The organism is Sulfuricella sp. (genome assembly GCA_041651995.1).
Lineage (GTDB): Bacteria > Pseudomonadota > Gammaproteobacteria > Burkholderiales > Sulfuricellaceae > Sulfurimicrobium.
Genome location: JBAZID010000015.1, coordinates 36,273 through 55,584 on the forward strand (window position 1 = coordinate 36,273; position 19,312 = coordinate 55,584).

General features: G+C 60.7%; 19 protein-coding genes and 2 pseudogenes. 9 read left to right on the top strand and 12 right to left on the bottom strand.

What is annotated here, in order from left to right; genetic code table 11:
* Nucleotides 1-195 precede the first annotated feature (195 nt).
* Nucleotides 196-1,635, bottom strand: a complete 1,440-nt coding sequence (locus tag WC392_13815) for a catalase (protein ID MFA5243442.1) — start codon at nt 1,633-1,635, stop codon at nt 196-198.
* Nucleotides 1,636-2,085: 450 nt separating this feature from the next.
* On the opposite strand from WC392_13815, the gene WC392_13820 reads away from it, so the two are divergent.
* Both WC392_13820 and WC392_13825 read left to right on the top strand, forming a co-directional pair.
* A complete protein-coding gene (locus WC392_13820; protein MFA5243443.1) occupies nt 2,086-3,102 on the top strand; it encodes a phospholipase A in 1,017 nt (338 codons plus the stop codon).
* Nucleotides 3,103-3,167: 65 nt separating this feature from the next.
* On the top strand, nt 3,168-5,498 hold the full coding sequence (locus tag WC392_13825) for a molybdopterin-dependent oxidoreductase (protein MFA5243444.1): 2,331 nt from the start codon (nt 3,168-3,170) through the stop codon (nt 5,496-5,498).
* Here the strand turns inward: WC392_13825 and greB are convergent.
* Both greB and WC392_13835 read right to left on the bottom strand, forming a co-directional pair.
* Nucleotides 5,480-6,034 carry a transcription elongation factor GreB gene (greB, locus tag WC392_13830; protein ID MFA5243445.1) on the bottom strand — a complete coding sequence of 185 codons (555 nt, stop codon included), beginning with the start codon at nt 6,032-6,034 and terminating at the stop codon, nt 5,480-5,482. The genes WC392_13825 and greB overlap by 19 nt on opposite strands.
* A complete protein-coding gene (locus WC392_13835; protein MFA5243446.1) occupies nt 6,027-6,710 on the bottom strand; it encodes a protein-L-isoaspartate(D-aspartate) O-methyltransferase in 684 nt (227 codons plus the stop codon). The genes greB and WC392_13835 overlap by 8 nt, the downstream gene beginning before the upstream one ends.
* A gap of 71 nt (nt 6,711-6,781) precedes the next feature.
* On the opposite strand from WC392_13835, the gene WC392_13840 reads away from it, so the two are divergent.
* The gene (locus WC392_13840) at nt 6,782-7,516 is read left to right on the top strand and encodes an EI24 domain-containing protein (protein ID MFA5243447.1); all 735 of its coding nucleotides are present in this window, start codon (nt 6,782-6,784) and stop codon (nt 7,514-7,516) included.
* On the opposite strand, the gene WC392_13845 is transcribed toward WC392_13840, so the two are convergent.
* From WC392_13845 to WC392_13855, 3 genes are read right to left on the bottom strand one after another with little or no spacing between them, the layout of a single operon-like run.
* A complete protein-coding gene (locus WC392_13845; GenBank protein ID MFA5243448.1) occupies nt 7,517-8,164 on the bottom strand; it encodes a HEAT repeat domain-containing protein in 648 nt (215 codons plus the stop codon).
* Between the two features lie 3 nt (nt 8,165-8,167).
* Entirely contained in the window at nt 8,168-8,845 is a 678-nt protein-coding gene (hda, locus tag WC392_13850) for a DnaA regulatory inactivator Hda (protein MFA5243449.1), read from the bottom strand.
* A 2-nt stretch (nt 8,846-8,847) separates the two neighbouring features.
* On the bottom strand, nt 8,848-9,864 hold the full coding sequence (locus WC392_13855; protein MFA5243450.1) for a 2Fe-2S iron-sulfur cluster-binding protein: 1,017 nt from the start codon (nt 9,862-9,864) through the stop codon (nt 8,848-8,850).
* 111 nt (nt 9,865-9,975) lie between these two features.
* Here WC392_13855 and purM point away from each other — a divergent pair, with 111 nt between their 5' ends.
* Genes purM through WC392_13880 form a run of 5 tightly spaced genes read left to right on the top strand, consistent with a single transcriptional unit; the run spans nt 9,976 to nt 14,709 of the window.
* On the top strand, nt 9,976-11,025 hold the full coding sequence (purM, locus tag WC392_13860) for a phosphoribosylformylglycinamidine cyclo-ligase (protein ID MFA5243451.1): 1,050 nt from the start codon (nt 9,976-9,978) through the stop codon (nt 11,023-11,025).
* Between the two features lie 6 nt (nt 11,026-11,031).
* Nucleotides 11,032-11,667 carry a phosphoribosylglycinamide formyltransferase gene (purN, locus tag WC392_13865; protein MFA5243452.1) on the top strand — a complete coding sequence of 212 codons (636 nt, stop codon included), beginning with the start codon at nt 11,032-11,034 and terminating at the stop codon, nt 11,665-11,667.
* Nucleotides 11,655-12,377, top strand: a complete 723-nt coding sequence (locus tag WC392_13870; GenBank protein MFA5243453.1) for a DUF3108 domain-containing protein — start codon at nt 11,655-11,657, stop codon at nt 12,375-12,377. The genes purN and WC392_13870 overlap by 13 nt, the downstream gene beginning before the upstream one ends.
* Entirely contained in the window at nt 12,374-13,357 is a 984-nt protein-coding gene (locus tag WC392_13875) for a DUF3108 domain-containing protein (GenBank protein ID MFA5243454.1), read from the top strand. Before WC392_13870 ends, WC392_13875 begins: the two co-directional genes overlap by 4 nt.
* A gap of 2 nt (nt 13,358-13,359) precedes the next feature.
* A complete protein-coding gene (locus WC392_13880; protein MFA5243455.1) occupies nt 13,360-14,709 on the top strand; it encodes an RsmB/NOP family class I SAM-dependent RNA methyltransferase in 1,350 nt (449 codons plus the stop codon).
* A 186-nt stretch (nt 14,710-14,895) separates the two neighbouring features.
* Here the strand turns inward: WC392_13880 and WC392_13885 are convergent, their stop codons facing one another.
* Nucleotides 14,896-15,285 carry a type II toxin-antitoxin system RelE/ParE family toxin gene (locus tag WC392_13885; GenBank protein MFA5243456.1) on the bottom strand — a complete coding sequence of 130 codons (390 nt, stop codon included), beginning with the start codon at nt 15,283-15,285 and terminating at the stop codon, nt 14,896-14,898.
* Nucleotides 15,286-15,304: 19 nt separating this feature from the next.
* Entirely contained in the window at nt 15,305-15,595 is a 291-nt protein-coding gene (locus WC392_13890) for a type II toxin-antitoxin system Phd/YefM family antitoxin (GenBank protein MFA5243457.1), read from the bottom strand.
* On the opposite strand from WC392_13890, the gene WC392_13895 reads away from it, so the two are divergent.
* Nucleotides 15,594-15,923, top strand: a complete 330-nt coding sequence (locus WC392_13895; protein ID MFA5243458.1) for a hypothetical protein — start codon at nt 15,594-15,596, stop codon at nt 15,921-15,923. The genes WC392_13890 and WC392_13895 overlap by 2 nt on opposite strands.
* On the opposite strand, the pseudogene WC392_13900 reads toward WC392_13895, so the two are convergent.
* From WC392_13900 to WC392_13915, 4 genes and pseudogenes are all read right to left on the bottom strand, one after another.
* Nucleotides 15,920-16,057, bottom strand: a pseudogene (locus tag WC392_13900) (IS256 family transposase). The gene WC392_13895 and the pseudogene WC392_13900 overlap by 4 nt on opposite strands.
* Nucleotides 16,058-16,129: 72 nt before the next feature.
* Nucleotides 16,130-16,813 (bottom strand): annotated as a pseudogene (locus WC392_13905) (IS256 family transposase).
* A gap of 476 nt (nt 16,814-17,289) precedes the next feature.
* Nucleotides 17,290-17,793: a hypothetical protein gene (locus WC392_13910; protein MFA5243459.1), complete on the bottom strand. Its 504-nt coding sequence runs from the start codon at nt 17,791-17,793 to the stop codon at nt 17,290-17,292.
* A partial coding sequence (locus WC392_13915) for a DUF637 domain-containing protein (protein ID MFA5243460.1) occupies nt 17,790-19,312 on the bottom strand: 1,523 nt, incomplete at its 5' end. The genes WC392_13915 and WC392_13910, both read right to left, overlap by 4 nt.

Below are 19,312 nucleotides of genomic sequence, written 5' to 3' on the forward strand. Positions count from 1 at the left end.
CTCCTTTTAGAGTTGCACTACATATAGTTATTTATCGCCATCAAGTGCAAAAAGTTGAGTTTGCGCTGCTGTCTTCATGCAATTTTGTACAAGCATGATGTGTGCCTGAAAAACACTGCAACGCCAGCCCAATCAGGGCAAGCAGAAACCGGCGGTCATTGAATGGCCGCCGGACTCGCCCTCGAATTGCAGCTCTTACTTGCTGATACCCAGCGCCTTGGCTATACCGGCGCCATATGCCGGATCGGCCCTGGTGCAGTTTTCGATATGGCGCAGCTGGATCTCACGCGGGGCGCCGCCGACGGAACGCGCGGTATTTTCGAACAAGACCTGTTGCTGCGCCGGTGTCATCAGACGAAACAGGGCACCCGGCTGAGAATAATAGTCACCATCCTCGCGGTGGTTCCAGTGATCCGCGGCGCCATCGATGGACAGCGGAGGCTCCGAGAAATCGGGCTGCTCCTGCCACTGGCCGTAACTATTCGGCTGGTAGCCAATGGTGCTGCCCTGGTTGCCGTCTACCCGCATGGCGCCATCACGGTGGTAGCTATGGAACGGACAGCGCGGCGCATTCACCGGGATCTGGCCATGGTTGACCCCGAGGCGGTAGCGTTGCGCATCGCCGTAGGAGAACAGCCGCGCCTGCAACATCTTGTCCGGCGAGAAACTGATCCCGGGCACGACATTGGCCGGGTTGAAAGCGGCCTGCTCCACCTCTGCGTGGTAGTTATCCGGATTGCGGTTCAGCTCCAGCACGCCCACCTCGATCAGCGGATAATCCTTCTTGGGCCAGATTTTGGTGAGGTCGAAGGGGTTGTAGGGCACCTTGGCGGCGTCCTTTTCCGGCATGATCTGGACGTGCATGGTCCAGCGCGGGAAATCCTTGTTCTCGATTGCCTCGTACAGGTCGCGCTGACTGCTCTCGCGGTCGTTGGCGATGATCTGAGCGGCTTCCTCGTCGGTCAGATTCTTGATGCCCTGCTGGGTTACGAAGTGAAACTTGACCCAGTAGCGCTCGTTCCTGGCGTTGATGAAGCTGAAGGTATGGCTGCCGAAGCCGTGCATGTGGCGATACGAGGCAGGGATGCCGCGGTCGCTCATGACGATGGTCACCTGGTGCAGCGCTTCCGGCAGCAAAGTCCAGAAATCCCAGTTATTTTGCGCACTGCGCATATTGGTACGCGGGTCGCGCTTGACTGCATGGTTGAGATCCGGGAATTTGAGCGGATCGCGCAGGAAGAAGACGGGCGTGTTATTGCCGACCAGATCCCAGTTGCCCTCTTCGGTGTAGAACTTGACCGCGAAGCCGCGAATGTCACGCTCGGCATCTGCCGCGCCGCGTTCGCCGGCCACGGTGGAGAAACGCGCGATAAGATCAGTTTTCTTGCCGATTTGGGAAAAAATCCTGGCGCGGGTGTACTGGGTGATGTCGTGCGTCACCGTGAAGCTACCATAGGCCGCCGAGCCCTTGGCATGCATGCGGCGCTCGGGGATCACCTCGCGATCGAAGTGTGCCAGCTTTTCCAGCAGCCAGACATCCTGAAGCAGCATGGGACCGCGCGGCCCGGCAGTCATCACATTCTGGTTGTCAGGTACGGGCGCGCCGCCAGCAGTGGTCAGTTTTTTCGAGTTCATGGCTAAATCTCCTCAAATTGTTAAGAAAATTACGAACTTGCATTCTATGAAACAACGCACAATAGCTCCAATTGATTATAGAAATAACATTGATTGCCAAAAACTATATATAGCCGATTCACCCGGATATCCATTGAACCCAAATAATCCATTAAATTGTAGGTCGGGCTTCAGCCCGAAATCTCGGGCTGAAGCCCGGCCTACAAGCTGTTGATTTCCTTCATGTCAAATCTCTAACGGATAATCTGGGTTGAATGCATGGGCATGCAGGAGCGCCGCCCTCGGCACGCACTCACGGTAAAATCGATAAAACCGTCTTTAAATAGTACACTCAAATAAAAATCGAACCCTATCGTTGATCCCATGCCAGACACACACCACTTCGAAACGCCTCCCTTGCAACCATCCTGTTGTCCCGCACGGCATGTGTGCAAGCGGGAGGAGTTCGCGGTGAAATGGATTTACGCCCTGCTGTTCCTTCCTGGCATGTTGCCGTTGCAGGCCGCCGGGTCTGATTTCGGGAAATGTGCCGCGATCATCCGGGATTCGGAACGCCTTGCCTGCTACGACCAGGCTGCCACACAACTTGTAGCGCCGCTGCCGGCTTCGGTTGAGCCGGACCCGATCATTGCGGAGCAGCGCCCGGATCGTATCGCCGTGGCCAATTCTTTCCTTGGCAAACGCTGGGAACTGGACCAGCAGTCAAAAAAGGGAACCTTCCGCTTTCGTGAATACAAGCCGGTCTTTATTCTGCCGTTTCACTACAGCAACAACCCCAATCAGTCGCCCTCCTCGCCCACGCCGGATCACTCGGCAACGTCATCCGTACCGGTGGGCACTACCGACGTGAAATATCAACTCAGCTTCAAAACCAAGCTTTGGGAAAATAGCCTCGGCGATAATGGCGATCTGTGGTTTGCCTATACGCAACAGTCACACTGGATGCTCTACAATCAGGAGGTTTCGTCCCCCTTCCGCGAAACCAATTACGAGCCCGAGCTGATTTATTCCCTGCGAACGGATACCGGCCTGCCGGGGATGAAATGGCGCATGTTGAACCTGGGCCTGGCGCACCAGTCGAACGGGCGCGGGCTCCCGCTTTCGCGTAGCTGGAACAGGGTCTATGCCCAATTCGGCCTGGAACGGGACAATCTTGCTCTCTTCGTGCGCCCCTGGATTCGCCTGCCCGAGCGTAGCAACCAGGACGACAACCCGGACATCACCCGTTACATGGGCAACGGCGACGTGCTGCTGAACTACCGCAGCGGAGAAAATGTCTACTCGGCCCTGGGGCGCTATAACCTCGGCGGCAATCATGGCGCTTTGCAATTAAGCTGGAGTTTTCCGATTTCGCACACCCTCAAGGGCTATGTGCAAGCTTTCAGCGGCTATGGCGAAAGCCTGATCGACTACAACCATAAGCAGAACAGCATCGGCTTCGGTTTTTCCCTGCAGGAGTGGCGCTGAGCCTGGATTGCGGATTTTTATGAAACCGATCATGCCGGAACCGATCCCCTTGTGATTGAAAATCCATGACCACTGAACGGCTGCCCGGTTACTGCGCCCTGTGCATTTCCCGCTGCGGCTGCGTGGGCACGGTCGAGGACGGTGTCCTCACCCGGGTCGATCCCGACCCGCTGCACCCCACCGGGCGCGCCCTGTGCGTCAAGGCCAGGGCGGCGCCGGAGGCGGTCTATCACCCGGAGCGCATCCTCCACCCGCTGCGCCGCACCACCCCCAAGGGTTCGCAAGATCCCGGCTGGGAGCGCATCTCATGGGATGAGGCGCTCGACCTGATCACTGAAAAAGTGCGCGCCGCCTGGGCACGGGATGGCGCCACGGGACTGGCTTTCGGCGTGGCCACGCCGAGCGGCACGGCAGTTGCCGACAGCTTCGCCTGGATCCATCGCCTCGCCCATGCCTGCAAGAGCCCCAACCTGGTTTTTGCCACCGAGAACTGCAACTGGCACAAGGATTTCGCGCCGGCCTACACCTTCGGCGCGGGCATCGGCATGCCGGACTACGCCCATACCGGCTGCATCCTGCTGTGGGGCTTCAACCCCGCCACCTCCTGGCTCTCCCAGGCCACATTGGTGCGGGAAGCGCAGAAGCGCGGCGCCAGGCTGATCGTGGTGGACCCGCGCCGCGCCGGGCTGGCGGGCTCCGCCGACCTGTGGCTGCGGCCCCGTCCCGGCAGCGACGGGGCGCTGGCCCTGGGGCTTGCCAACGCATTGCTGGAAAGCGGACAGTTCGACCGCGATTTCGTCATGCGCTGGAGCGATGCCCCTTTCCTGGTGGCGGATGACACCGGGCGGCCGCTGAGCGCCGCCGAGCTGGACGCGGATGGCGACCCGGCCTGTTTTGTCGTTTGGGATGCCGCAGCGGGAAAAGCGGTAGCCTGTCCGCGCCTGCCGCCCAATACGGATGAAGCCGGGCATCTGGCACTGGAAGGATGCCACACCGTCATGACCCTGCGCGGCCCGGTGACCTGCCGGCCGGTGTTCGCGCACCTCGCCGAGCGCTGCCGGGCCTGGACGCCGGAGAAAGTGGCCGAGGCGACCGGCATTCCGGCGGATCAGGTTACGCAGGCGGCGCGCCTTATTTCCGGCCACCTCCCCCTGTCGTTCTTCACCTGGACCGGCACCTGCCAGCACAGCAACGCCACCCGGAACGGGCGCGCAATTGCGTCACTATATGCCCTGACCGGCTGCCTCGATGCGCCGGGCGGCAACGTCTGGTTCAGCAAGCCGCCGCTGGCCGATGTCATGGGCTTTGAAATGGTCGCGCCCGGGGAGCGGGCGCTGACCCTGGGCCTAGACCAGCGCCCCCACGGCCCGCCGCAGAAGGGCTGGATCACCAGCCGCGACCTGTTCCGCGCCGTCGTCGAAGGGCAACCCTATCCGGTTTCCTGCTTCATCTCCTTCGGCAGCAACTTCCTGCTCTCCAAACCGAGCACCCGGCTGGCGGAGGAAGCGCTGCGGCAGCTCGATTACTTTGTCCTGGCCGAGCTTTTCGAGACGCCCACGGCGCGCCATGCCGACCTGCTCCTGCCGGTGTGCACCGCCTGGGAGCGCGAGGGGTTGCAGGCGGGCTTCCAGGTCAGCGCCGCGGCCGAGGCGCACGTCCAGCTGCGCCCGGCCTTCGTTGCACCGCAGGGAGAAAGCCGCTCCGACACCTGGATCGTGTTCGAGCTGGCCAAACGCCTGGGCCTCGCCGACCAGTTCTTCGACGGCGATCCCGGCAAGGCGCTGGACCATGTGCTGGCGCCAAGCGGCATCACGGCCGAAGCACTGCGCGCCGAACGGCGCGGCGTCGCGCTGCCACTGGCAACCCGCTACCGGAAATACCTGCAAAACGGCTTTGCCACGCCCAGCGGCCGGATCGAGTTCCACAGCGAGCGCCTGCGCGCGGCCGGGCTGGAACCGCTGCCCGATTTCGCCGCCCCGTCCGTGCCGCGCGGCACGGCATTCCCCCTCACCCTGACCACCGCCAAATGGCCGCAGTACTGCCACAGCCAGCAGCGCAACCAGCCTTCGCTGCGGCGCCTGATGCCCGAGCCGCTGGTGGAAATCCACCCGGACACGGCGGCAGCCCGCGGCATCCGTGATGGCGACTGGGTGGAGGTGGCGACGGCGACGGCCCGAATGCGCGCCCGCGCCCGGCTGGACAAGCATCTCGCGCCAGAAGTGGTGTGCGCCCAGTATGGCTGGTGGCAATTCGCGGACGGGGCGGGAGACGCCAACCGCCTGATCGACGGCGAATATTTCGACCCGGTGGCAGGCTCGAATAGCCTGCGTTACTTTCCTTGCGAGGTCAGTTTGTGCCCGGCGGGGGTAGACCAGACTCAGTCCAGCGCGACGTAGCGAATCTCCACCACGTCCAGCTCCTCCACCCCGCCCGGCGTGCGCAGCGTCACCACGTCACCTTCCCGCGCCTTGAGCAGCGCCATGGCCAGGGGTGAAACCCAGCTGATGCGGCCGCGCCCCACATCTACTTCGTCCAGGCCGACGATGCTGTAGGTTTTTTCCTCGCCTGAGGGGTTGCAGACCGTCACCGTGGCGCCGAAGAATACCTGGTCGCACTCCCCGCGCTGTGCCGGGTCGATCACTTCCGAGTGTTCCAGCCGCTTGGAGAGGAAGCGGATGCGCCGGTCGATCTCGCGCAGGCGCTTCTTGCCGTAGATGTAATCGCCGTTTTCCGAGCGGTCGCCGTTGGACGCGGCCCAGTGGATGACTTTCACCAGTTCAGGACGTTCCACTTTCCACAGCTGGTCGAATTCTTCCATCAGGCGCCGATAGCCTCCCGGCGTAATGTAGTTTTTGCTTCCCTGGGGTAGTTTGGGCGAGGCATCGAGATCTTCGTCGTCATCCTCGCTCTCCTTGGTAAATGCCTTACTCATCCGCTGCTCCATGATCGCCGGTCAGCGGCACGAAGGCCACCGGCAGAATGTTTCGGGTCGACACCTCCCCTGAACTGCTTTTTTCCACCAGCAACAGGTCCTGGCGCATATAGGGCAGGCCCACCGGGATCACCATGCGGCCGCCGGGCTTGAGCTGCCCGATCAGCGGCGGCGGGATTTCAGGCGCGGCGGCGGTGACGATGATGCCGTCGAAGGGCGCATGTTCCGGCCAGCCCTGGTAGCCGTCGCCGTGCCGCACTGTCACATTGCCATAGCCCAGATGCAACAGGCGCTCCTGTGCCGCCCGGGCCAGCTCGGGCACGATTTCCAGCGAATAGACCTGCTTCACCAGCCGCGACAGCACCGCGCTCTGGTAGCCCGAACCGCAGCCCACTTCGAGTACCACGTGATGCGCCTGGGTCGCCAGCAAGTCGCTCATCAGCGCCACGATAAAGGGCTGCGAAATGGTCTGCCCCTGACCGATCGACAACGGCCTGTTGTCGTAGGCCAGCTCCTCCATGCCATACGGCACGAAGGCATGGCGCGGCACCTGCTGCATCGCCTCCAGGACGCGCGGATCCAGCTCGGATTTGCCAATCCAGGCGCGTGTTTCCGAGGTTTCCCAGCGGATGTCGCGCAGCATGCGTTCGATCCCGGGATGGATATTGGGGCTCATGGGGAAAGGATCGTTCCAGAAAAGGGGGATGCGGGCTATTCTATCAAACCCATACCGAATGCTTTCCGAATATGAATTTCATCAGCGCACTTAAAGAAGCCTTTCTGAGCCTGTTTCATCCGCGCATGCTGGCGCTGCTCCTGCTGCCGATGGGTTTTTCCCTCTTGCTGTGGGGCGGGCTGGCGGCCTGGTTCTGGGGCGACTGGGCCAGCGCACTGGGCCACTGGCTGGCCACCAGCGCCGCCGGCCCCTACGTTGAGGGCATCACCTGGCTGGCCGGCTCGGCAGTGACTTTCCTGATCCTGCTGATCCTGATTCCGCTCGCTTATGTCACCGCCCTGCTGATCGTGTCCGTCTTCGCCATGCCGATGATGGTGCGCCATGTGGCAGAGCGCCGCTTTCCAGAATTGCGCCGGGAACACGGCGGCAGCAATCTGGGCTCGGCGTGGAACGGCTTTGCCGCCCTGCTCATTTACCTGCTGCTGTGGCTCCTGACTTTGCCGCTGTGGCTCCTGAGCGGCCCGCTGGCGCTGGTGTTCCCGCTGCTGCTCAATGCCTATCTCAACCAGCGCCTGTTTCGCTATGACGCGCTGGCCGAGCATGCGAGCCGCGAGGAATTCGCCGCCCTGATGGAGCGTTCAGGCGGGAAACTCTATCTGCTTGGCGGCGTGCTGGGGCTGCTCCAGTACGTGCCGCTGCTCAATTTTCTCTCCCCGATCTACATCGGGCTGGCCTTCACCCACTTCTGTCTCGATGAGCTGGAAAAACTGCGCAGGGAGAAAGCCGGGCTGGTGGTAGCCGAATAGCTACTGCGCGCCCATTTCCGCCAGCGTTTCGGCGGCAATCTCGCGCACTTCGGCGTTCTCGTCGGCAAGGCAGTCCTTGAGGTAAGGCACGATCCGTTCGCCGCCGATGAGCGACAGGTAATGACAGGCGTCGGCTCGCGTCAGCGCACCCGCATGGCGGGTCAGCTCGCCCAGGCCGGGAATCATCACCCCGGCGATGGCATCGCCCTGAAACTCCTCCAGCACCGCGCCGATGCCCAGCCTCACCGCCATGCTGGATTCCGCATCGGCCAGCAGCGTCACCAGCGCCAGCAGACGCTGCGGCGCCTGGCGCGCCATGGCTTCCACCTTGTCGCGCCGGCCATTCTTGAGCAGATGCATGAAATACTCCGGCAGGCCGCGCGGCGTGCCCGAAAGCCCTGCCCAGCGGCGCAGCTCGCCCGGCGTCTGCACGCCTTCCAGCTCGAATTCGCCGATCCGCGTCCAGGGTACGCTGCGCACCCCAAGGTCTGCCGCCTGTTCAGGATGCACCGCGATATTGACGGCTTCCAGCCGCCCGATCTCGCCCTCCTTCACCAACCCGGACAAGCCTTCCAGCACCGCCGGGCAGTGCGGACAGCCGGGAGCCAGCAGGAGCAGGGCATCGGGCGCTTCACGCGGCTGCGTCATGAGTTACAGCTCCATCTCGATTTGCAGCAACTGGCGCAGCAGGGGCACCGTCACCGGGCGCTGCTGCTCCAGGGTGATGCGATCCAGGGCATCGAGCACCGCCATCAGCGAGGGCAGGTCGCGCCGCCAGTGGCGCAGCAGGTAATCCAGCACTTCCTGCGGCAGGGCGAAGCCGCGCGCCCGGGCGTGTTCCTGCAGGGCCTGGGCTTTTTCCACATCATTCAGGCCCTGCACCTGGTAAACCAGACCCCAGCCGAGGCGGGTCGCCAGGTCGGGGCGCACATTCAGCCGCGCGGGAGGGCAAGGGCCGCTGGCCACGAAAAATCCGCCGTCTTCGCGCAGGTCGTTGTAGAGGTTGAACAGGGAGATCTGCTCTGCGGCGCCCAGCCGCTCCACGTCATCCACGGCCACCAGCGCCCCCGCACCCGGCTGAACGGGAATGGCCTCACCCGCCGTTACCCGCATGGCGGGCAGGCCCGCTTCCCGCGCTGCCGCCACCAGGCCGTGCAGAAGATGCGATCTGCCGCTGCCCGCCTCGCCCCACAGGTAAATGGCGCGCTCGCGCGCGCTGCCCGAAAGCAGTTGCCGCAATGCCTGCATCAGCTCGGCATTTCGCCCGATGACAAAATTGTCCAGCGTGGGCGCAAAAACGGGGGAGATTTCCAGCAACAACTGTTTCATGGCTAGAAACGATGGAACGAATCAATATGCAATTGCGCCGCGGGCAGGCCATGTTCAAGCAGCAAGGCGCGCGTCTCGGGCACGGCATGCTCCGGGCCGGTCATGTAGACCCGGCAATGGGACAGGTCGGGATGCTCGGCGACGATGCGCTGCGCTCCGAGAAGTTGCCCAATCTCCGTATCCGAAAACGGGCTGCTCCCTTCACCTTCATCCAGTAGCGGAGTGAAGGAAAAATTGTCCAGCGCGTCGAGCCAGGAGCGGCAGAGATTTTCCAGATAATGGTCGCCCGCCCTGGAAGCCACCCAGTACAGATGCATGGGGTGAGGATATTCGAGCGATATGGCGTGCTCGATCAGACTCTTGATGGGCGCGAAACCGGTATCGTAGGCAAGGAAAATGACTTCCTCGTTCGCCTCGTCGTCAAAGGTGAAACGGCCCGACGGCCCGGTGAGCATGACCGCCTGATTGGGCTTCAGCGCTGTAAAGCAGTATTCCGCAAAAGGGTCGCCGGGTGCACGCCGGATGTGGAACTGCAGATTCATCGCATTGCAGGGGCAACTGGCGATGGACTTGTTGCGCGGCGGCAAGCCGGGAATTTCCAGCGTGGCATGCTGCCCGGCCAGAAAGCGCAGAGACTGGCTGCGCGGGGTACGCAGATGCACCACCATCACGTCCGGATGAGGGTGCTCCAGCCTGGCAACCCGCGTTTCAATCTGCTGCAGCGGCATGTCTTCCGCGCTACCCGCTTCATGCACTTCGATTTCCAGGTCTTCCAGCGTGCAGGCATGGCAAGTCAGAAAATAGTTGGCCGCCTTTTCCGCCGCGCTGAACTGGTAATCAGGCAAGCAGCCGGGTGCCAGGTGGCCCGAAAGCAGGCGCGCCTTGCATTCTCCGCAGGCGCCGCTGTTGCAGCTATAGGGAATGGCGATCCCGGCCCGCAATGCCCCTTCCAGCAGGGTCTCGTGAGGACCGGCCTGAAACTCGCGCCCACTGGGCAGAATGCGGATTTTTGCAGTCATAATGGCGCAAAAGAATAGCATACAAGCTGAATTCCTGATCACCTCGCGGCAACAGCATGGCGGTCATTTGAGGTAAAATAGCGCAAATTTTTTGCCGCCATGGAATACACAATGAACCCGTCCGAACCCTCCAAGACTTCCCTTTCCTACCGCGACGCCGGCGTGGACATCGACGCTGGCGATGCGCTGGTGGAAAACATCAAGCCCTTCGCCAAACGCACCATGCGGCCGGAGGTGCTGGGCGGCCTGGGCGGCTTCGGCGCCATGTTCGAGATCGGCAAGAAATACCAGAACCCGGTGCTGGTGTCCGGCACCGACGGCGTCGGCACCAAGCTGAAGCTCGCTTTCATGACCGGCAAGCACGACACCGTCGGCATCGACCTGGTCGCCATGAGCGTCAACGACATCCTGGTACAGGGCGCAGAGCCGCTGTTCTTCCTCGACTACTTCGCCTGCGGCAAGCTCGATGTGGCCACCGCCACCGATGTCATCAAGGGCATTGCGGCCGGCTGCGAGCAGGCCGGCTGCGCGCTGATCGGCGGCGAGACGGCGGAAATGCCCGGCATGTACCCGGCTGGCGAATATGACCTGGCAGGTTTCGCCGTGGGCGCGGTGGAAAAGGACAAGATCATCAGCGGCAAGACCATTGTCGCGGGCGACGTGGTGCTGGGCCTGGCTTCCAGCGGCGCGCACTCCAACGGCTACTCCCTGGTGCGCAAGATCATCGAGCGCACCGGCATCGACCTGAATAGCGACTTCCATGGCCGCCCCCTGCGCGACGTGGTGCTGGCGCCGACGCGCATCTACGTCAAGCCCCTGCTCAAGCTGATGGGCGAATTGCCGGTCAAGGGCATGGCCCACATCACCGGCGGCGGCCTACTGGAAAACATCCCGCGCGTGCTGCCGGAAAACCTCACCGCCGTGATCCGGAAAACCAGCTGGCCCATGCCGCCGCTGTTCTCGTGGATGCAGCAGGAAGGCAACGTGGCCGAGAAGGAAATGCACCGCACCTTCAATTGCGGCATCGGCATGATCGTGATCGTGGCCGCCGGAGATGCCGAGGCCGCGATGAACTCGCTCAGCGCCAGCGGCGAACAGGTATGGCGCATCGGCCAGATCGAAGCCCGCGCCGATGGGCAAGCGCAGACGGTCGTTGAGTGAAGTGAAGTGAAACGCATCGTCATCCTCATCTCCGGGCGCGGCAGCAACATGCAGGCGATCCTGGAGGCCGGGCTGCCGGTGGAAATCGCCGCAGTCATCAGCAACAAGCCTGAAGCCAAAGGCCTGGAAATCGCGGCACGGCACGGCATTGCAACGGCCGCGGTGGACCACCGCGAACATGAAAGCCGGGCGCACTTTGATGCCGCCCTGGCGGAGAAAATCGACAGCTTCCAGCCGGACCTGGTGGTGCTGGCCGGTTTCATGCGCATCCTGACGGCAGATTTCGTCAACCGCTACCAGGGCCGCCTGATCAACATCCACCCCGCCCTGCTGCCCGCCTTTCCCGGCCTCGACACCCATGAGAAAGCCTTGCAGGAAGGCGTCAGAATCCACGGCTGCACGGTGCATTTCGTCACGCCAACTGTCGATCATGGGCCGATCATTTCCCAGGCCGCCGTGCCGGTATTGCCCGGCGACACGCCGGACAGCCTCGCCGCCCGCGTGCTGGAGCAGGAACACCTGATCTACCCCGAAGCCATCCGCTGGTTTGCCGAAGGCCGCCTGGTGCTGGAAAACAACCGGGTGAAAGCGGATGTTGCGCAGGCTTCCGCTTCTGCGCTGAGGTCGCCATGGGCCGCCTGATCATTCTTGTGCTGGCACTGGCCAGCTTCGCGGCCCAGGCAGCACCGCCGCAACAGATTGACGCCACCTACCGCGTGCTGAAAAACGGCCAGCAAGTAGGCAAAGTCACCGAGCACTTTGAGCATGATGGCAAGCGCTACCGCATTGAAAGCACGACGGCGGCGATTGGCATTTATGCGCTCTTCGCTCGCGGCAACATCCGCCTCATCAGCGAGGGGGAAATCACCCCGAACGGCCTGCGTCCGCAACATTTCGAGCACCATCGCGGGTCCGATCCGGGCAAGCTGATCGTGGCCGATTTTGACTGGGAAAAACGTGTTGTCAGCCACAAATATGACGGGAAAGTCGAAACCGCCCCGCTTGAAGAGGGGATACAGGATCGCATCAGCCAGCATTATCAATTCATGTTTCAGCCGCCACGACAGGAGAACATCGACATTCGCCTGAGCACCGGGCGCAAACTCAGCCTCAACACCTACCGGGTGCTCGACGAAGAAACCATGTCAACGCTCGTTGGCAGCCTCCAGACCGTGCATATTTCCAAACAGCGCACGCCGAATGAAGACGGCATCGATTTGTGGCTGGCAAAATCCCGGCATTACTTTCCGGCGCGCATCGTGTTCAACGAAAAAGATGGCGGCAAGCTGGTACAGCAACTGGAAAGTCTGTCCCCTCCGCCAGACTCCGAGCCCAATCCAGCCAAACGGTGACGCCGTCCACAGTCAAACGTTTTTTCTGGGCGCTGGCACTGTCGCTGCTGGTTCACCTGATCGCGACTTTCGGCCCCGGCATCACCCTGCCGGAATATCAGCCTGACCCGGTGATTACAGCGACCATCAGGCCCCTGCCCGCTCTCCCGCCAGTAGCAAAGACCCCCAAGCCGCGTCCCAAACCAGCACCACAACGGCGGCCTGAACCTGTTGCGGCCGGCGCCCCGCCCGAACCTGCCGTGGCTGAAACACCAGCGCCGGAGCAACCTCCGGCCGTAATACAGGAAATACCCGCCCCCCCCCCGGAAAGCGAAAGTGCCGGAGCCCCCCCTATCGACCTGCCGGAACACGCCGAAATCCGCTACACCCTGAACAAGGGGCAGGACGGCTTTTCCGTAGGCCTTGCCGTTCATACCTGGAAGCGCGAGGGAACGCATTACTCCATTACCCAGATCGCAGAAGCCAGCGGCATCGTGTCGCTTTTCTACAGCGGCCGCCATGTCCAGATCAGTCAGGGCGTCATCACGGCACACGGCATGCAGCCCGATTCCTACTGGGTGCAGCGCGGGCAGAGCGCAGAAAAGACCGATACGGCTAAATTTGACTGGATAAACAGACAGCTTACATTCGGCACCAGCGGCAACACGCGTACTGCCAACCTGCCGGATGGCACGCAGGACCTGCTCAGCTTTCTTTATCAACTCGCCTTCGCCCCGCCACGGGAAGGCAGCACCCGGCTCCATATCACCACCGGGCGCAAACTGGGCAGCTACGGCTACCGCTCCATGGGCGAGGAAAACCTGGAAACTCCCCTCGGACCCATCAAGGCGCTGCACATCGCACAAGTACGCCAGGATGGGGAAGAAAACACGGAAATCTGGCTGGCGACGGAGTATCATTACCTTCCGCTTAAAATCCGTTTCACCGACAAACAAGGCAGCGTGACAGAACAAACCGCCACTGCCCTGGATATCCGATAACCATGCCCATCCCAGTTTCCCGCTTCGGCCACCTCGTCCACGCCCTGCAATCCGTCATGCGCCTGCACGAACCCGCCGACGCCAACCTGCACAATTATTTCCGCATCCACCGCGAACTCGGCAGTCAGGATCGCGCCTTCGTGGCTGAAAATGTCTACGCTGCGCTGCGCCGTAAACGCTTTCTCGAACACCTGATCGGCCCCCTCTCTCCTGGCTCTCTCCCAAAAGCCCCTGCCGAATTACCCGAGGATAAAGGAGAGAGTGACGAGGTTCCGCTACACGAGGCTCGCGTTACGGCCAGCCCGCGCCAGCTCGCACTGGCCACCCTGATGAAGCTGCAAGGCATCAATGCGCGTGAACTGGCGCCGCTGCTGCTGGATAGCGAAGAGGAATGGCTGAAGCAGCTCAAGGCGAAATCAAGCGCCGATTTGCCGCTCGCCGTGCAGGCCGACTTCCCCGACTGGTTGATGGAAAAGCTCGCCACCTTCATGTCCGAAGCCGACATCCTTGCGCTGGCGCGCGGCATGCAGCAGCCCGCGCCGCTGGACCTACGCGTCAACACCCTGCTCGACAAGCGCGACGAGGTGCTGCATACCCTGGTCAACAGCGACGGCATCGCGGCGGAAATCACGCCCTACTCCCCGCTCGGCCTGCGCCTCAAGGACAAACCCTCGCTCAACAAGAATTCACTCTTCATTAAGGGCAAGATCGAGGTGCAGGATGAAGGCAGCCAGCTGATCGGCCTGCTCCTGGCGCCGCAGCGCCGCGAAATGGTGGTGGATTTCTGCGCCGGGGCAGGCGGCAAAACCCTGTTGATCGGTGCGCTGATGCAGAATTCAGGCCGCGTCTATGCCTTCGATGTGTCCGAAAAACGCCTCAACAACCTCAAGCCGCGCCTGAAACGTTCAGGACTCTCCAACCTGCACCCGCAGCTCATCGCCAACGAAAACGACCTCAAGATCAAGCGCCTGGCCGGGAAAATCGACCGCGTGCTGGTGGATGCCCCATGCAGTGGCTTCGGCACCCTGCGCCGCAACCCGGACATGAAATGGCGCCAGACGCCAGAAGGCATCGCCGAGCTGACCCAAAGGCAGGCCGCGATCCTGCTGGCAGCATCCCGCCTGCTGAAAACCGGCGGACGCCTGGTGTATGCAACCTGCAGCTTCCTGCCTGAAGAAAACCAGCAGGTCGTGGAAGCTTTTCTTGCGCAGCATCCCGAATTCAAACTGCTGGACGCCAGTGAAATCCTTGCCTCCCAGCACGTCCCCCTGAACACCGGGAAATACCTGCAACTCCTGCCCCATGTTCACGGCACGGATGGGTTTTTTGCGGCGGTGATGGAAAGGGTCTAAGAAAGCGCTGATTTATCCCGCAGCCCGGTCATTGCGAGCGCAGCGAAGCAATCTCGATCTTTATAAACCAGCGCTTCCCTAAGAGATACAAAAAGCCCCGGAGGGAAACCTCCGGGGCTTCTTGCTATGCGCCAGGCCCTTGCATAGCAGGCGGCTTTCTTCTTGAACACTTGCTATGGCGTTGGTCTATCGCTCCCAATGGCCTTCAAAGTCGAATGAAAGTTGCCGCTGGTGGCGGATGGCGAGGAGGTAAATCTTTCCGCCAATCAGCGCGTAGAGCTGCAGGTAATCCTTGAAGAGGTATTCGCGTAACGCGTCTGCGTCCTGTGCCAGTGCCGACAACTTTGCGCGGAGCGTTGCCAATGCATTTGTGGTCTCGACAGAACGCGGCTGGCGGATCAAAAATGGTGTACCCATTTCGGGGAAACGCTCAAGGTTGGGAACCACCGTTTCGAGCAGTTCATCCAGCAAGCTGTCGAAGGCTTGCGGCGCTTCTGCTTCAGTCAGGAAGTGCTCGATATCTTCAAGGTTACGCTCGAAGTTCTCAGTGAATTTGACGACAGGTTGTTTCGCCACAAGCAGGCCCCGCTATAACTCAGGCGCTACGGCGGCGCTTGATTGACTGGATCACGCTACGGGCATCTTTCACCTTGCCAGCAGCAACGTCGTCGAGCCCCCTGGATGCCTCGTCGATCAGCAGCAGGTGAATGCGCTCGCGTTCCAGTTGGTGGTAGTAATCCAGACGCTTGGCGTCGATCAAGGCGATATAGCTTTCACCGTTCTTGGTGATGATCTTCTCGGTGCCGCCTTTGACCTCTTCAGCCAGTTCGGAGAAGTTCGCCCGGGCGTGCGAGAGCGGGATAACATCGCTTGCGGAAATACCCATGATGGCCTCCTGTGCCGCACAATGTGTGCAGTATTTTGTACATCATACGCTCTTGCGCGCAGGGAAAAAAGGAAATGGGTTTTGCTTCCTGGGCGGGGCGATTCACCCCAACTTCACGGCACCGGCGGCTTCTTCGCCGCCGCGCTGGAAAAAGGCTGAACCCGGCCATATACTCTGGCAAGCTGGACCAAAATCAATAAGACAACAGGCTTGCAGGGATAACCGCAATGAATCAGACAACAAAGCACTCCATGAGCATCAAAACCCGCTTGCTGCTAGTCCTCGTCCGGGGGTGTCCGGAATTTTGTGTAAACGGGATTTCGTTTAACGTTGTGGCAACCGGTCATCGAACTGGATAGTAAACCGGTTTAGCGCAGCTTTCCAATCCCGGATCGGCATGGTCCACTTCTGGCTGATGTTTTGCAGAGCCAGATAGAACAACTTCAGCAATGCCTCATCAGCATAAAGGGGACCATAAAGGGGACAGATTGGACGTGTCAGAAATTCTGTGTGCTGAGGTCGGGTTAAGAAATCTCAGTTTAGTGCATTCGTGAACCGTTCGCCGAACAGGATGGCGAACTGGTTGACTGCCTGTTTCCACGTAATAGGTGGCATCTTCCAATCCTTCTCGATATTGCACAAGGCCAAGTAGAGCAATTTGCTGGCTGCCTCGTCGCTGGGGAAATGCCCGCGATTCTTGACGATCTTGCGCAGCTGCATGTGCATGCTTTCGATGGCATTGGTCGTGTAAACGATTTTGCGTACGGCGGGCGGGTAGGCGAAGAACGGGATCACCTGCTCCCATTGGCGTTGCCACATGGTTACGACCGTCGGAAATTTCTGTCCCCACTCGCTTTGGGCAAACGCCTCCAGCGCCGTTGCCGCCGCTTGCGCCGTAGCGGCCTGATAGATGGGCTTGAGCGCCGCCGCCAGCGCCTTGCGTTCCTTCCAGCTCGCCAGATTCAGCGAATTGCGGATCAGGTGCACGATGCAGGTCTGGATGTGCGCCTGCGGGTACACCGCTTCGATGGCCTCCGGAAAGCCGCGCAGGCCGTCGACGACCGCAAGCAAGATGTCCTCCAGGCCGCGATTCTTGAGCTCGTTGAAGACCTTGAGCCAGAACTTGGCGCCTTCGGTTTGTTCGATCCATAGCCCCAGCACTTCCTTGCGGCCGTCGGCCCGGATGCCCAGGGCAAGATAGACCGCCTTGTTCCTGACCGTGGAGGTCAGGGCAATATCGGTCTTGCCGCTATGCCCTGCAAGACGGCCTTTGCTATGCCTTCGGGCGATTTCAGCCACGGGCATGAACTGGCCGCGATACAGGTTGAAGACGAAGCGTTGGGCAGCGATGTTCATGGGCGGAAATTATCGTGATTTTTTATACATGCGGCGCAATGCCCGTTGGTTATTGCGCCCTACGCGGGCTCTCAAAGACAACTGCAAGAGCCAAAGGGGTCACAACCAAGAGCCAAAGGGGTCACCAAGAGCCAAAGGGGTCAAGTCTTGACGTAACAGCTACGAAATAAGGGACGTCAACTTCGTTTGTGGGTCATGGCAATTACGGCAAAGAGGTGATGGCGGCATGTCAAGACTTGACCCCTTTGGTGCTGAAGACTTGACCCCTTTGGTGCTGCTTGATCTGGCTGCTCAGGATGTGAATATCGTTCCCGGCATCGAGGTTCATTTCACAATCCTCAATCCATTATGCGTTTGCACCACAAGAACTGGCCGGTGTGGTAGTCCAGTTCAAAGTAGTGTTTGCCTGCATATTCCACCCAGGCGGTGACGCCAAATTTGCCCTCCTTGCCATCGGCGGGGTTGACGTAGGGGGCGCTGATGTTTTCAAAGCTGGTCGGAGGTTGGCCTGATTCTGGGCTGGTGGAGCCTGTCATCTGCCACGGCACAGTCAGGCGCATGCGTTCTTTGCCGTAGGCATCTAGGAGAATGCAGTTGTCGGGTTTCGAATCGCTTTCGAAGCAGATGAAGCCGCTGGCGTCGGAGAGAAGGTGAATTAACAATTTACTCTTTAAATCATCAATTCTCTTTTCCGCACCGTTCACCTTCCATGAATAAGCAGTTACAGGACCGAATATTTCGCTACCGGTTACTGGGTCGCGCCAATTATTGAACTCAGAAAGCAATACCGCTTGACCTCTGTTGTTATGTTTCGTAAAGAACTCGATTTGTTTTACTGTCATGGCAAAGCCCTCCCGCTACCTTGAACGTATTTGAAGACGCTGCTTCGATCATCACGGGGTATCATGAAATTCAACTGATTCCCGCCACCCCCTGCCGTCCCACCTTGACTACCCACAACGCCAACCTGCGCCTGAATGGGTTTGGTGATTTCAACTTCGATGACGTAGCCTACGTTCTGCTTAAACTCATTGGTAATGGCAAGCTGGTTACGGGCATAGGCTTGGTTTGGGACGTTGTCGAATGTGGCCCAGCCGCCAAAAGAGCGTTCTGTTTTTCCATCACGAATCGCGTTCCATGCAATTTCATCCACCACCATCTGCACCCTGGTCCCCGGCTGCAATGTGGCCTCTGCCACCGCTGTTCCAGACTTCCATGCCGGTGCATAGCTGTAGGCGTTCATCAGACTGTTGACCTCATCAGCACTCTTGAAACCATGGATGGCACCGACTTGAACACCCTTTAGCGCCATGTTCTGAATCATCTGGGTAGCCGCCTGCGCGCTCTGCGCTACGGCTCCGGTGATCACATCTGCCCCCGCCTTGGCCGTTGTGGCCACTACCTTGCTCACTCCCATCGCCACAGTGGCCGCCCCCACGATATCCACGGCCAGCCGCCCCGCCTCAACCCCCGCAGTGATGGAGCCATCCCAGCCGCCCTCGTTGTAGGCTCGGGTTTGCATGTCGATGCGCTGCTGGTAGTCATCGGCGATCTGATTGCCCACCTTGGTGCGGAACTCAGGGTCGTTGACGATGGCTTTGAGCGCGGTCAGGGTCTCTGGCAGGTTTTTTACCATTTCTACCACGGCAACACCTTGCTCATAGGTTTGGTAGCCCATGCCGCCAAATACACCAACAATCAAGCCCGTCTCTTGTTTAATACTTATTCCAGCGTAGTTGAGTTTTACGCCGATTTCGCAAGCCAAGCTTTTCTTGCAGGCCTCCAATTCCTTGTCGCGTTGCGCTTCCTGAGCGTGAGTCAGATAGTTATTCTCCGCCGCGTTCGCCCCCGTACTGCTGGCGATGGCGATCCCCTGGGCATCCTGCCCGGCCACGGCTGCCGCGATGCCGCCCATCATGGCGGCAAAGGCGACGGTGTCGGTCTTGGGCAGTAAGCCTGCCTCGGCTCGCCCCGAGTTATAGAGGCCGGCACTTAATTCCCCCACCACCGCACCCAAGGCGCCCGCACCACAGCCGTTGCCAGTGCCGGTGTTGCTGCCCGGCGCACTCGCTCCCGCCGCACCGGCCATGCAACCCGCTACCGCGTGCGCAAAGGCGCGGCCGAATTCGTTGATCTGACCGGTCTGCGCCTGGTCCCCGATCCAGTTGGCGCCCTGGGCGCTGGCGGCGTTGAGTAAGCTGGCGATGACTTCGGTGCGGAGGCTGGTTTCCAGGTCGGTGCCGGTCACGGCGCTGGTGAGGGTGGCGCGGGCCAGGCCGTTGATGAGGTTCTTGCCGGCGTTGGCGGCAAAGCCGTCTTTTACGCTGATGGTGTTGAGGGCTTTGCCGTCTATGGTAAAAG

Coding starts and splice junctions, on each gene's coding strand:
- greB (MFA5243445.1), bottom strand. CDS start 6,034: ATGAGTAAGGCATTTACCAAGGAGAGCGAGGATGACGACGAAGATCTC.
- WC392_13890 (MFA5243457.1), bottom strand. CDS start 15,595: ATGGGTATTTCCGCAAGCGATGTTATCCCGCTCTCGCACGCCCGGGCG.
- WC392_13895 (MFA5243458.1), top strand. CDS start 15,594: ATGATGGCCTCCTGTGCCGCACAATGTGTGCAGTATTTTGTACATCAT.
- WC392_13840 (MFA5243447.1), top strand. CDS start 6,782: ATGAATTTCATCAGCGCACTTAAAGAAGCCTTTCTGAGCCTGTTTCAT.
- WC392_13825 (MFA5243444.1), top strand. CDS start 3,168: ATGACCACTGAACGGCTGCCCGGTTACTGCGCCCTGTGCATTTCCCGC.
- WC392_13880 (MFA5243455.1), top strand. CDS start 13,360: ATGCCCATCCCAGTTTCCCGCTTCGGCCACCTCGTCCACGCCCTGCAA.
- hda (MFA5243449.1), bottom strand. CDS start 8,845: ATGAAACAGTTGTTGCTGGAAATCTCCCCCGTTTTTGCGCCCACGCTG.
- WC392_13870 (MFA5243453.1), top strand. CDS start 11,655: ATGGGCCGCCTGATCATTCTTGTGCTGGCACTGGCCAGCTTCGCGGCC.
- purM (MFA5243451.1), top strand. CDS start 9,976: ATGAACCCGTCCGAACCCTCCAAGACTTCCCTTTCCTACCGCGACGCC.
- WC392_13855 (MFA5243450.1), bottom strand. CDS start 9,864: ATGACTGCAAAAATCCGCATTCTGCCCAGTGGGCGCGAGTTTCAGGCC.
- WC392_13845 (MFA5243448.1), bottom strand. CDS start 8,164: ATGACGCAGCCGCGTGAAGCGCCCGATGCCCTGCTCCTGCTGGCTCCC.
- WC392_13815 (MFA5243442.1), bottom strand. CDS start 1,635: ATGAACTCGAAAAAACTGACCACTGCTGGCGGCGCGCCCGTACCTGAC.
- WC392_13835 (MFA5243446.1), bottom strand. CDS start 6,710: ATGAGCCCCAATATCCATCCCGGGATCGAACGCATGCTGCGCGACATC.
- WC392_13910 (MFA5243459.1), bottom strand. CDS start 17,793: ATGACAGTAAAACAAATCGAGTTCTTTACGAAACATAACAACAGAGGT.